Origin of the sequence: Streptomyces spinoverrucosus (assembly GCF_015712165.1) — a bacterium.
In the GTDB taxonomy this organism is placed as follows: Bacteria; Actinomycetota; Actinomycetes; order Streptomycetales; family Streptomycetaceae; genus Streptomyces; species Streptomyces spinoverrucosus_A.
The window spans coordinates 6,598,613-6,610,667 of record NZ_JADPZX010000001.1 but is presented as its reverse complement, the minus strand read 5'-3'; the positions used below and the strand labels follow the sequence as shown (position 1 = coordinate 6,610,667).

11 protein-coding genes are annotated in these 12,055 nt (G+C 67.5%); 2 read left to right on the top strand and 9 right to left on the bottom strand.

Features of this window, described 5'->3' with window-relative positions:
• The first annotated feature begins 10 nt into the window (after nt 1-10).
• Entirely contained in the window at nt 11-1,240 is a 1,230-nt protein-coding gene (locus I2W78_RS30005; RefSeq protein WP_196461643.1) for an IS701 family transposase, read from the top strand.
• A gap of 120 nt (nt 1,241-1,360) precedes the next feature.
• Here I2W78_RS30005 and trpD read toward each other — a convergent pair whose 3' ends face one another.
• The 5 genes from trpD to ctaE all read right to left on the bottom strand — a co-directional run bounded on the left by trpD (nt 1,361) and on the right by ctaE (nt 6,750).
• Nucleotides 1,361-2,425 (bottom strand): anthranilate phosphoribosyltransferase, encoded by a 1,065-nt coding sequence (gene trpD, locus I2W78_RS30000; RefSeq protein WP_196463369.1) that lies wholly within the window; start codon nt 2,423-2,425, stop codon nt 1,361-1,363.
• A 137-nt stretch (nt 2,426-2,562) separates the two neighbouring features.
• A complete protein-coding gene (gene qcrB / locus I2W78_RS29995) occupies nt 2,563-4,200 on the bottom strand; it encodes a cytochrome bc1 complex cytochrome b subunit (RefSeq protein ID WP_196463368.1) in 1,638 nt (545 codons plus the stop codon).
• Nucleotides 4,197-5,255 carry a cytochrome bc1 complex Rieske iron-sulfur subunit gene (gene qcrA, locus I2W78_RS29990; RefSeq protein WP_196463367.1) on the bottom strand — a complete coding sequence of 353 codons (1,059 nt, stop codon included), beginning with the start codon at nt 5,253-5,255 and terminating at the stop codon, nt 4,197-4,199. The genes qcrB and qcrA overlap by 4 nt, the downstream gene beginning before the upstream one ends.
• Nucleotides 5,252-6,064, bottom strand: a complete 813-nt coding sequence (gene qcrC / locus I2W78_RS29985; RefSeq protein ID WP_196463366.1) for a cytochrome bc1 complex diheme cytochrome c subunit — start codon at nt 6,062-6,064, stop codon at nt 5,252-5,254. Before qcrC ends, qcrA begins: the two co-directional genes overlap by 4 nt.
• A 65-nt stretch (nt 6,065-6,129) precedes the next feature.
• Entirely contained in the window at nt 6,130-6,750 is a 621-nt protein-coding gene (gene ctaE / locus I2W78_RS29980; RefSeq protein WP_196463365.1) for an aa3-type cytochrome oxidase subunit III, read from the bottom strand.
• A 144-nt stretch (nt 6,751-6,894) separates the two neighbouring features.
• Here ctaE and I2W78_RS29975 point away from each other — a divergent pair, with 144 nt between their 5' ends.
• Complete coding sequence (locus I2W78_RS29975) at nt 6,895-7,296, top strand: hypothetical protein (RefSeq protein ID WP_196463364.1); 402 nt, start codon at nt 6,895-6,897, stop codon at nt 7,294-7,296.
• A gap of 126 nt (nt 7,297-7,422) precedes the next feature.
• Here I2W78_RS29975 and I2W78_RS29970 read toward each other — a convergent pair whose 3' ends face one another.
• The 4 genes from I2W78_RS29970 to ctaC all read right to left on the bottom strand — a co-directional run bounded on the left by I2W78_RS29970 (nt 7,423) and on the right by ctaC (nt 11,915).
• Nucleotides 7,423-8,685 (bottom strand): L,D-transpeptidase, encoded by a 1,263-nt coding sequence (locus I2W78_RS29970; RefSeq protein ID WP_196463363.1) that lies wholly within the window; start codon nt 8,683-8,685, stop codon nt 7,423-7,425.
• A gap of 145 nt (nt 8,686-8,830) precedes the next feature.
• The gene (locus I2W78_RS29965) at nt 8,831-9,229 is read right to left on the bottom strand and encodes a cytochrome c oxidase subunit 4 (RefSeq protein ID WP_196463362.1); all 399 of its coding nucleotides are present in this window, start codon (nt 9,227-9,229) and stop codon (nt 8,831-8,833) included.
• Nucleotides 9,226-10,959: an aa3-type cytochrome oxidase subunit I gene (gene ctaD, locus I2W78_RS29960; RefSeq protein WP_196463361.1), complete on the bottom strand. Its 1,734-nt coding sequence runs from the start codon at nt 10,957-10,959 to the stop codon at nt 9,226-9,228. Before ctaD ends, I2W78_RS29965 begins: the two co-directional genes overlap by 4 nt.
• Nucleotides 10,956-11,915 (bottom strand): aa3-type cytochrome oxidase subunit II, encoded by a 960-nt coding sequence (gene ctaC / locus I2W78_RS29955; RefSeq protein WP_196463360.1) that lies wholly within the window; start codon nt 11,913-11,915, stop codon nt 10,956-10,958. Before ctaC ends, ctaD begins: the two co-directional genes overlap by 4 nt.
• Between the last annotated feature and the right edge of the window lie 140 nt (nt 11,916-12,055).

Below are 12,055 nucleotides of genomic sequence, written 5' to 3'. Positions count from 1 at the left end.
TCTTCGTGGTGTGAAGCTGGGGGAAGTGGAACGGCTCCGCGGTGAGTTAGCAGAGTTCGTTGCCGATGTCTTGGGGTCGTTGCCGCGGCGGGATCAGCGGCGGTGGGGCGATTGTTATCTGCGGGGTCTGATGCTGGACGGCCGGCGGAAGTCGATCCAGCCGATGGCCGAGCGGCTGCCGGACGGCAACATGCAGGCCCTGCAGCAGTTCGTGAACCAGTCGCCGTGGGACCCGCTGCCGGTGCGGCGGCGGATCGCCCAGCGGTTGTGCGAGGCGATCCGCCCTGAGGTGTGGGTGGTCGACGATGTGTCGTTTCCCAAGTGCGGCACGGCGTCGGTCGGGGTGGCCCGGCAGTACTGCGGAGCGCTGGGCAAGCGGGCGAACTGCCAGGTCGCGGTCAGCGTCCACGCGGCCACCGACACAGCATCGTGCCCGTTGGAGTGGGAGCTGTTCCTGCCCCAGGAGTGGGCGCACGACGATGGTCGGCGGCAGCGCGCTGGGATACCCGTGGAGGTCGGGCATGTCTCCAAGACGCACCTGGCTCTGGGCCTGTTGGACCGGCTGGCCGGGCAGGGATTGGCGGTGCCGGTGATCGTGGCCGATGCCGGCTATGGCCGCAGCGTCTCCTTCCGGCTCGCACTGGAGGAACGCGCCTGGACCTACGTCATGGCCGTCGACCCGAAGGAGATCGCGCGGCCTGCCGACGCCGAGCCGTATCAGCCGGCTTATGGCGGGCTGGGACCACCGACCCTGCCCCGCTACCGCGAGAAGCCCTGCCCGTTGCCCGGCCTCGTTGATGAAACCGCCGTGTTCGAGGAGGTCACCTGGAGGCAGGGCAGCAAGGGGGCGATGACCTCGCACTTCGCGGTGCTTCCGGTGCGGCCCTCGGGCAAGGAGGCCTGCCGCACCGCCCAGGAACAGGCCGGGGGACGCAGCCGGTGGGACGGTGTGCTGCCGCTGCGGACCCTGCTGGTCGAACGGCCCGAAGAAGCCGACGAGCCGACCGGCTACTGGATGACCAACCTGCCCGCCACCACTCCGATCGCCGACCTGGTGCGGTGGGCCAAGATGCGCTGGCGGATCGAGCACGACTACCGCGAACTCAAACACGGCCTGGGCCTGGACCACTTCGAAGGCCGCACCTGGCGCGGCTGGCACCACCACGTCACCCTCGTCACCGCCGCCCAGGCCTTCCTCACCCTCAGGCGGCTCGACCCAAAAGCCCAAGCGCCGGCCTGACCCTCTACCAGGTCCTTGGTGCCCTTCAGGACCTGCTGAGGTGCTGGACCGGCACCTGCACCACCTGCGGCCGCCCCCTCACCACACCCCGAAGCAGAGCCAGAACCTAACGAAGCACTACTAGGCGTTGCTGACGGCCACCCAGCGGTCCAGGACGCGCTTGGCGGCGCCGGAGTCGATCGACTCGGCCGCGCTCTCCATGCCGGCGCGGATCCGCTCGGCCAGCGGCCCGTCACCCGGCCGCAGCGCCACCAGCGCCGCCGCCGCGTTCAGCAGGACCGCGTCCCGGACGGGGCCGCGCTCACCGTCCAGCAGGCGCCGGGCGACCTCGGCGTTGTACGAGGCGTCCGCGCCCCGCAGCGCCTCCACCGGCACCAGGTCGATGCCGACCTCGCGCGGGTCGAAGGTCTCCTCGGTCACCTTGCCGTCCCGGACGACCCACACCCGGGACGTCGACGTGGTCGTCAGCTCGTCGAGGCCGTCGTCACCGCGGAACACCAGCGAGGAGTTGCCGCGCTCGGCGAAGACTCCGGCGACGATCGGCGCCATCCGGAGGTCCGCGACGCCGACCGCCTGCGCCCTGACCTTGGCGGGGTTCGTCAGCGGGCCCAGGAAGTTGAACGTCGTCCTGATGCCCAGCTGGCCGCGCGCCGCCGCCACATGACGCAGCGCCGGGTGGAACTTCACCGCGAAGCAGAAGGTGATCCCGGCCTCCTCGGCCACCTCGGCGACCCGCCGCGGCGTCAGCTCCAGATTGACGCCCAGCTTCTCCAGTACGTCGGACGCGCCGGAGGCGGAGGACGCGGCGCGGTTGCCGTGCTTGACGACCTTCGCGCCCGTACCGGCGATGACGATCGCCGACATGGTGGAGATGTTCACCGTCTTCGCGCCGTCGCCGCCGGTCCCGACGATGTCGACCGTCTCGCCCGGCACCTCGATCACGTTCGCGTGCTCGTACATCGTCCGGACGAGTCCGGTGATCTCCTCGACGGTCTCGCCCTTGGCCCGCAGTGCCACCGCGAACCCGGCGATCTGCGCGTCCGTCGCCTCGCCCCGCATGATCACGTCCATCGCCCAGGCGGTGTCGTCCGCGCCCAGGTCACGGCCGTCCAGCAGGCCGTTCAGCAGGGCGGGCCAGGAGCGGCCCGCCGCGGTGTCGCCTCCAGCGGGGGTCACAGCGCTCATAAGCCGCTCCTGGGTCGGTCCCGTCGTACGGGACACGTGTCTCGAACAAGGTCCACCCTATCCAGCCCGGGGGACGGCGAAGGGCCCCGTCCGAGCTTCGGACGGGGCCCTTCGCCGTGGCGTGGCGAGTGCAGCGATCAGTGGTGGCCGTGGCCGCTCGTGATCTCCTTGTACTCCTCGACGGTGGGCTTGGGGATCTGGGCGTCCTCACCGAAGTAGGCGTCGCTGAGCTTGGCGCGCAGCTTCTCGGAGCCCTTCACCTTGCGCTCGACACCGTTCTCGTCGACCGTCGGGCCGATCTCGGCCGGCTTGTACTGCTCGTGTGCCGTGAGCGTGTGCAGGGCCTCCTGGCTGAGCGGCTCGTGGACCTCGATGAACTCACCGTGCGGCAGGCGCTTGATGGTGCCGGTCTCCCGGCCGTGCAGCACCTTGTCCCTGTCCCGGCGCTGCAGGCCGAGGCAGATCCGCTTGGTGACGATGAAGGCGAGGACCGGTCCGGCGAAGAAGCCGATCCGGACGAACCACGTGACCGCGTTGATCGACAGATGGAAGTGGGTGGCGATGATGTCGTTGCCACCACCGATCAGCATGATCATGTAGCCGGTGACCCAGGCGACACCGAAGGCGGTGCGGGTCGGGGCGTTGCGCGGCCGGTCCAGGATGTGGTGCTCGCGCTTGTCCCCGGTGATCCACGACTCGATGAACGGGTACAGCGCGATCACCGCGAGGAACACACCGAACAGCACCAGCGGGATGAACACGCCCAGGACCAGCGTGTGACCCCAGAAGTCGATCTCCCAGCCGGGCATGGCCCGGACGAGGCCTTCGGCGAAGCCCATGTACCAGTCGGGCTGAGCGCCCGTGGACACCAGGTCCGGACGGTACGGGCCGAGCACCCAGATCGGGTTGACGCTCGCGATGCCGGCCAGGGCCGCGATGGCACCGAAGACCAGGAAGAAGAAGCCTCCGGCCTTGGCCATGTAGACCGGCAGCAGCGGCATGCCGACGACGTTCTTGTTGGACTTTCCGGGGCCCGCGAACTGCGTGTGCTTGTGGTAGAAGACCAGGATCAGGTGGCCGACCACCAAACCGAGCATGATGCCCGGCAGCAGCAGGATGTGGATCGAGTAGAAGCGGGCCACGAAGTCGGTGCCCGGGAACTCTCCGCCGAACAGGAAGAACGAGATGTACGTGCCGACGATCGGCACGGACAGGATCGCGCCCTGGGTGAAGCGGACACCGGTGCCGGAGAGCAGGTCGTCCGGGAGCGAGTAACCGGTGAAACCGGTGAACATGCCGAGGACGAACAGCAGGAAGCCGAACAGCCAGTTGATCTCACGCGGCTTGCGGAACGCGCCGGTGAAGAAGACGCGCATCATGTGCACGAACATGCCGGCGAGGAAGATGATCGCCGCCCAGTGGTGGATCTGCCGGATCAGCAGACCGCCGCGCACGTCGAAGCTGATGTCCAGCGTGGAGGCGTACGCCTCACTCATCAGCACGCCCTGCATGGGGACGTAGCTGCCGTGGTACTCCACCTCGTTCATCGACGGGTGGAAGAACAGCGTCAGGTACACACCCGTGAGGATGATGATGATGAAGCTGTACAGGCAGATCTCACCCAGCATGAAGGACCAGTGGTCCGGGAAGATCTTGCGCATGTTGGCCTTGGCCAGGGAGTAGATCCCGAGCCGGCCGTCGGCCCAGTCGGCGACGCGCTCGCCGGCCGGTGCCTTCCCGCGAGAGCGGGACTCGGAGGTGGTCGTAGTGCTCATCCGCGCTCCCAGAATGCAGGACCGACGGGCTCTTCGAAGTCGCCGAGCGCCTCGAGGTAACCCTCGTCGTTCACGCCGATGCGCAGCTGCGGCAGGGCGTGACCGGCGGGGCCGAAGATGACCCGGGCACCGTCGGAGAGGTCGAAGGTGGACTGGTGGCAGGGGCACAGCACGTGGTGCGTCTGCTGCTCGTACAGCGAGATCGGGCAGCCGACGTGGGTGCAGATCTTCGAGTACGCCACGATGCCCTCGTGCGACCACTCGAGCTCGCGCTTGTCCTTGATGTCGCCCGGCTGCAGCCGCACGATCATCAGGGCCGCCTTGGCGATCTCGTTGTTGAAGTCGTGGTCGTGCTCCTCCAGGCCTTCGGGCTTGGCGAACGTGAGCGAGCCGACGGCGACGTCCGAGGGACGCAGCGGCTCGTTCGTGTTCATGTTGACGAGGAGCTTGCCCTTCTTCCACAGGGTGTGGCGGAGCGTGTCCTCGGGCAGCGGACCCAGGTCGCGCAGCAGGACGACGCCGGAAAGCGGCACCAGCGTTAGCGCGCCGAACATGGTGTTGCGGATCAGCTTGCGACGGCCGATCGCGGACTCCTTGGCACCCTGCTTGAAGTCCGCGTGGACCTTCGCGCGGACCTCGGGCGAGGCCTCGATCGGGTGGCGCTCGTCGGCGATCTCGACGTCGGACATCAGGGTGCGGGCCCAGTGGACCGCACCGGCGCCGATGCAGAACAGCGCGAGGCCGAGGGTCAGGCCGAGCGCGAGGTTCAGCGCGCTGATGTGGCCGAGCGGCCAGACGAAGATCGACTTGTCGACCGGGATCGCCACGAACGCGGCGATGAAGCCGATCGTGGCCAGCATCGACAGCGTGAACAGCAGGGCCACCGTGCGCTCGGACCGCCTGGCGGCCCGCTCGTCGATGTCCTGGATCCGGTGCTCGTGCGGCGGCAGGCCCGGGTCTGCGAACGGGTGCTTCTCGTCGGCGACGTCCACCGCGCCGTGCACGCTGTCCCGCTCGGCGGGCACGTTCTCTTCTGGAATGTCTTGGCTACTCATGACTTCTTGGCCTTTGCGGTCCGGGCGGCGACCCACACGGCGACGGCGATCAGCCCGCCGAGACCGAAGATCCAGCCGAAGAGGCCCTCACTGACCGGCCCGAGGCCGCCCAGCTCCAGACCGCCGGGGTTCTCCGTCTTGGAGCTGTTGACCGCCTCCAGGTACGCGATGATGTCCTTCTTGTTCTGCTCGGACAGCGTCGTGTCGGGGAAGGAGGGCATGTTCTGCGGGCCGGTCTGCATGGCCTCGTAGATGTGCTTGGGGTCGACGCCTTCCAGGGTCGGCGCGTACTTGCCGTTGGTGAGCGCACCGCCCTTGCCGGTGAAGTTGTGGCACTGCGCGCAGTTGGTGCGGAACAGCTGGCCGCCCTCGGCGATGTCCGCGCCCTCCGTGCCGTACTGCTCCTTGGTCGGGATGTTCGGGCCGGCGCCGAGCGAGGCGATGTACGCCGCGAGCTGGTCGATCTGGGCCTGGGTGTAGATGACCTTCTTCCGCGGCACCTGGGCGCCCTGGGAGGTCGCGGCCGGCATACGGCCGGTGCCGACCTGGAAGTCGACGGCCGCCGCGCCCACGCCGACCAGGCTCGGACCGTCGGAGGTGCCCTGACCGCCGGTGCCGTGGCAGCTGGCGCAGCCGACGGCGTAGAGCTTCTTGCCCTCGTCGATGGCGAGGGACTGGGCTGTGTCATCGGCCTGCGCCTTACCCGTAGGCGCGAGCGCGGTGTACAGCACCCCCGTGGCCGCCAGCGCGAGGAGTAGGACGACGACCGCCGCCAGCGGATGGCGTCGTCGTGCGGAAAGCTTTTTCACGGATTACCCCGGTGTCAGGATCTTCTGCGTCGAGTCTTCTGGGATGCGCGGGAACGGGTCCCGGGCTACTTGATCATGTAGATCGTGGCGAAGAGGCCGATCCAGACGACGTCGACGAAGTGCCAGTAGTAGGACACGACGATGGCGGCGGTCGCCTGCTCGTGGGTGAACCTCCGGGCCGCGTAGGTCCGGCCGAGGACCAGCAGGAAGGCGATGAGTCCGCCCGTCACGTGCAGGCCGTGGAAGCCGGTGGTCAGGTAGAAGACCGAGCCGTACGGGTCGGAGGAGAGCGAGAGCCCGTCCTTCTTCACCAGCTCGGTGTACTCGTAGACCTGACCGCCGATGAAGATCGCACCCATCACGAAGGTGACGATGAACCACATCCGGAGCTTCTTTACGTCACCGCGCTCGGCGGCGAAGACGCCGAGCTGGCAGGTGAGGGAGGAGAGCACCAGGATCGTGGTGTTGGTCGCCGAGAACGGGAAGTTCAAGGCCGAAGCCTTCTCATGCCAGAACTCGGGGCCGGTCACCGATCGCAGGGTGAAGTACATCGCGAAGAGGGCCGCGAAGAACATCAGCTCGGAACTCAGCCAGATGATGGTTCCGACGCTGGTGAGGTTCGGCCGGTTGACCGACGGGTGCGCGTGCCCGGTATCTACTGTCGTTGCTGTCGCCACGACCGACATTATGTCGGTCGCTTATCCCGCCCTCACTCCGGGGGGTGCCGTTCGGAGTGTCTCCCTGTTTCTTACTGGTGTTGACGTGGTGTTCAAGGGAGTAGCATCCGCGTCACGGGCCTTGCCGTACGACGCCGAAGTCACGGAGGAACCATGCAGCCGACCGCCACCGTGCTGGTCTACAGCGACGACTCCAACACCCGCCAGCAGGTACGGCTGGCGACCGGCCGTCGGCCGGCTCCGGACGTCCCTGTCGTGGAGTTCGTGGAGTGTGCGACTCCGGGTGCCGTCGTCAAGGAGTTGGACAAGGGCGGGATCGACGTCTGCGTGCTGGACGGTGAGGCCGTGCCGATGGGGGGCATGGGGGTGTGCCGGCAGATCAAGGACGAGGTGTTCCAGTGTCCGCCGGTGCTGTTGCTCATCGCTCGGCCCCAGGATGCGTGGTTGGCCACGTGGAGCCGGGCCGATGCGGCGGTGACGTTGCCTGTGGAGCCGGTGGAGTTCGCGTCCGCGTTGGCTTCTCTGTTGCGGCAGAAGAGGCTTGCGAGCGCCTGAGGGGGCGGTTGGTCCGGTTGTGGGGCGACTGCGGGCTGCCTGTGGCTTGTCGCGCCCACGCGGCGGAGCCGCACATCGATACGCCCCGCGCCCCTCAGGGCGTTGTTCAGACGCTCTGGGCGTTGTTCAGACGCTCTGCGGCTGAAGTCGTAGCTTGTCCGACTCCTTCGGGCCCTCGGGGTTGCCCTTGAGCAGGGCGCTGCCCTTGCGCCATTTCGCCCAGTCGACGTTCCAGTCGCCGAAGCCGTTGCCGAACGGTTCCATGGTGTGGCCGTAGGAGTTGACCACCTTGACGATGTCGCCGGGGCGGACGTTCTCGTAGAACCAGGCGGCGTTGGTGGTGCTCATGCCGGTGCAGCCGTGGCTGACGTTGGCGGAGCCCTGGTCGCCGACGGACCAGGGGGCGGCGTGTACGTATTCGCCGCTCCAGGTGACCCGGGTGGCGTAGTAGACGGGCAGGTCGTACGACTCCGAGGTGCCCTCGGCGATGCCGACGGTGGTGCCGCGCATGCGTACGAAGTACTCCTTGCCGATGACCACCTTGACCCCGTTGCGGGTCTCGAAGCCGGGCTTGCCCATGGTGATCGGGATGGTGTTGATCACCTTGTCGTTCTTGTAGACCGTCATCTGGTGGCTGGCGCCGTCCGCGACGGCGACGATCCGGTCGCCCGTGGTGATCTTCAGGGGCTTCGCGGTGCCGCCCCAGAGGCGGTCGCTGATCTTGATGCCGTCGAGATTGCTGCTCACCTGGATGCCGGCGTTGACGGGCCAGTACTCCTTGGGCCGGTAGTGGAGCTTCTTGTCGTCGACCCAGTGCCAGGCGCCGTCCACGACGGGGCTGGAGACCACCTTCAGACCGCGTTCGACGATCGCGCGCTGCGCCTTGTCCTTGACGGGCTGGCTCAGGTCGGCGGTGATGGGCTGGCCCACGCCGTACTTGCCCGCCTCGGGGCCGAAGGTGACGTTCAGCCGCTTCTTGGTGCGGGGCTTGCCGGTGTCGAAGGTGACGACCCGGCGGCCGGGCGCCCCGTCGTCGTCCTCGGTGCTCACCCGGACCGTGTAGTGGGCATTGGCGGCCAGCGGTGAGGTGCTGTGCCAGCGGCTGCCGTCGGCGGAGAGTTCGCCCGAGACATGGCGTCCCACGGCGTCCATGGCCGTGACGTCCGTGATCCGGCCCTCGGAGCCCTCGGCGGTGATCTCCAGGGGCTTGTCCGGGTCGGCCTTCTTCCCGGCCTTGGTGGGGCCGTTGAAGGAGATCTGCTCCGCCGCGTCGTACGGCGTGGCGGACAGCGGGTTGCCGTCGCTGCCGCAGGCGGTGACGCCCGCGCCGAGGGCGATCACCACCAGCGTGCAACCGGCGACTCTGCTGGTGCGCGAAGAGTGGCTCATGCCTTCACGCTAGGAAGGTTCGTCAGGCTCGGCGCGGTGAGTCATCCGGACGGGTGACTCCGTCCGTGGGTGTGAAGGACAGAACGAGGGAGCCCGGACCCTCCTGACGGAGAGTCCGGGCTCCTGGAGCGCTCGGCGCCGACTGTTACTGGGTGCGGTTCTCACCGCGGTAGTACTCGAAGACCCAGCCCCAGATGCCGATCAGGATCAGCGGGGCGGAGAAGTACAGCAGCCACCAGCCGACCGCGACACCGAGGAAGGCGAGGGCGCCGCCGATGCCCAGGGACAGCGGCTGCCAGCTGTGGGGGCTGAAGAAGCCCAGCTCGCCCGCGTCGTCCGCGACGTCGGCCTCCTTGTTGTCCTGGGCGCCGGTGTCGACCCGCTTGGCGGTGAAGCCGAGGTAGAAGCCGATCATGATGGCCAGGCCGAAGGCCAGGAAGAGGGCGGTGGTGCCGGCCGGCTCCTTCGACCACAAGCCATAGACGATCGCCATGGCGAGGATGAAGACGCTCAGCCAGATGAACATCTTGCCCTGGATCTTCACTTGCCGGCCTCCTTGCCACCCGCGAGGGCGCTGGCACCGTGCCCGCCGTGGCCGAGCTCCTCGAGCGCGGCGATGTCGGGGTGGTGCAGGTCGAACGCCGGGGATTCACTGCGGATCCGCGGCAGGGTGAGGAAGTTGTGCCGCGGCGGCGGGCAGGAGGTGGCCCACTCCAGCGAGCGGCCGTAGCCCCACGGGTCGTCGACGCCGACCGGCTTGCCGTACTTGGCCGTCTTCCACACGTTGTAGAAGAACGGCAGGACCGACAGGCCGAGCACGAAGGAGCTGATCGTCGAGATCGTGTTCAGGGCGGTGAAGCCGTCGGCCGCCAGGTAGTCGGCGTACCGGCGCGGCATGCCCTCGGCGCCCAGCCAGTGCTGGACCAGGAAGGTGCCGTGGAAGCCGATGAACAGCGTCCAGAAGGTGATCTTGCCGAGCCGCTCGTCGAGCATCTTGCCGGTCCACTTCGGCCACCAGAAGTGGAAGCCGGAGAACATCGCGAAGACGACGGTGCCGAACACCACGTAGTGGAAGTGCGCCACCACGAAGTACGAGTCCGAGACGTGGAAGTCCATCGGCGGCGAGGCCAGGATGACACCGGTCAGACCACCGAAGGTGAAGGTGATCAGGAAGCCGGTCGCCCAGAGCATCGGCGTCTCGAAGGACAGCGAGCCCTTCCACATCGTGCCGATCCAGTTGAAGAACTTCACACCGGTGGGTACGGCGATGAGGAACGTCATGAAGGCGAAGAACGGCAGCAGCACACCACCGGTGACGTACATGTGGTGCGCCCACACCGTCACGGACAGACCCGCGATCGCGATGGTCGCCGCGATCAGACCCGAGTAGCCGAACATCGGCTTGCGGGAGAAGACCGGGATGACCTCACTGATGATGCCGAAGAACGGCAACGCGATGATGTACACCTCTGGATGGCCGAAGAACCAGAAGAGGTGCTGCCACAGCAGCGCTCCACCGTTGGACGAGTCGAAGATGTGCGCCCCGAACTTGCGGTCCGCCTCCAGGGCGAACAGCGCCGCCGCGAGGACCGGGAAGGCGAGCAGGACCAGGACACCGGTCAGCAGCACGTTCCAGGTGAAGATCGGCATGCGGAACATCGTCATGCCGGGAGCGCGCATGCAGATGATCGTGGTGATGAAGTTGACCGAGCCGAGGATGGTGCCGAAGCCGGAGAAGGCCAGACCCATGATCCACATGTCGGCGCCGACACCCGGCGAGCGGACCGCGTCCGACAGCGGGGAGTAGGCGAACCAGCCGAAGTCGGCCGCACCCTGCGGGGTGAGGAAGCCGGCCACCGCGATCAGCGAGCCGAAGAGGTACAGCCAGTAGGCGAACATGTTCAGCCGCGGGAACGCCACGTCGGGCGCGCCGATCTGCAGCGGCATGATCCAGTTGGCGAAACCGGCGAACAGCGGCGTCGCGAACATCAGCAGCATGATCGTGCCGTGCATCGTGAACGCCTGGTTGAACTGCTCGTTCGACATGATCTGCGTACCCGGGCGGGCGAGCTCGGCGCGCATGAAGAGCGCCATCACGCCACCGATGCAGAAGAACGCGAACGAGGTGGCCAGGTACAGCGTGCCGATCGTCTTGTGGTCGGTGGTCGTCAGCCACTTGACGATGACGTTGCCGGGCTGCTTGCGCCGGACCGGCAGTTCGTTCTCGTAGGAGCCGGCCTCGGCGGCACCCGCGGGTTCGTTGAGGATGCTCACAGCTGGTTCACCTCCCGCTCCTTCTCGTGGTCCGTCTGCTCGATGCCGGCGGGAACGTAACCGGTCTGGCCCTTGCGGGCGAGCTCCTGAAGGTGCTGCTCGTAGCGCTCCTGGGAGACGACCTTCACGTTGAACAGCATCCGGGAGTGGTCGACGCCGCAGAGCTCGGCGCACTTGCCCAGGAAGGTGCCCTCCTTGTTGGGGGTCACCTGGAAGGCGTTGGTGTGGCCCGGGATGACGTCCTGCTTCATCAGGAACGGCACCACCCAGAAGGAGTGGATGACGTCACGCGAGGTGAGGACGAAGCGGACCGTCTTGCCCTCGGGAAGCCAGAGGGTGGGGCCCGGGTTGCCCGTCTGCGGGTTCCGCTCACCCGGCGTGCCGCAGGTGTAGACCCCGCCGGCGTCCGCCGGGAACTCCTTCTTGTAGCGGTCCGGAATGGCGTCCAGGGCCGGGGCGGTCCTGGCGTCGCCCGTCGAACCTTCGACGTTCTCGATGTAGTTGAAGCACCAGCTCCACTGGAAGCCGACCACGTTCACCGTGACGTCGGGCTTCTTCGACATGTCGAGGAGCTTCGTCTCGTCGCGGGCCGTGAAGTAGAAGAGGACCGAGACGATGATGATCGGAACGACCGTGTACAGCGCCTCGATCGGCACGTTGTACCGGGTCTGCGGAGGAACCTCCACCTTGGTGCGGCTGCGCCGGTGGAAGATCGCACTCCACACAATGAGGCCCCACACCAGCACGCCGACGGCGAGCGCGGCAGCCCAGGAGCCCTGCCAGAGGGAGAGGACGATCGGCGCCTCCTCCGTGGTGGGGGTGGGCATACCAAGGCGGGGGAAGTCCTCCCATGTGCAACCGGTGGCGGTCGCCAGGACCAGGCCCGCGGTCAGTGCCTGCAGCAGCTTCCGCCGCATCGGGCGCCGCGGCGAGCGGTCGGAGCCGTTGGGACTCACGTAGCGCCTTCCCGAGAGTCTCGCCCGCGCGGTCGGCTGCGGCCTTCTCGCTGGTCGGTCGCCGCCCTGCGTCGGGCAGGGGTTTGGATGTTTATGCGGACCAAACCCTAGCCGACGCCCTCCGGGGGTTCGCGGGGAGG

What these genes read in the sequence shown, in the direction of transcription:
- trpD (WP_196463369.1), bottom strand. Translation starts at nt 2,425, where the DNA reads ATGAGCGCTGTGACCCCCGCTGGAGGCGACACCGCGGCGGGCCGCTCC.
- qcrB (WP_196463368.1), bottom strand. Translation starts at nt 4,200, where the DNA reads ATGAGCACTACGACCACCTCCGAGTCCCGCTCTCGCGGGAAGGCACCG.
- qcrA (WP_196463367.1), bottom strand. Translation starts at nt 5,255, where the DNA reads ATGAGTAGCCAAGACATTCCAGAAGAGAACGTGCCCGCCGAGCGGGAC.
- ctaE (WP_196463365.1), bottom strand. Translation starts at nt 6,750, where the DNA reads ATGTCGGTCGTGGCGACAGCAACGACAGTAGATACCGGGCACGCGCAC.
- I2W78_RS29975 (WP_196463364.1), top strand. Translation starts at nt 6,895, where the DNA reads ATGCAGCCGACCGCCACCGTGCTGGTCTACAGCGACGACTCCAACACC.
- I2W78_RS29970 (WP_196463363.1), bottom strand. Translation starts at nt 8,685, where the DNA reads ATGAGCCACTCTTCGCGCACCAGCAGAGTCGCCGGTTGCACGCTGGTG.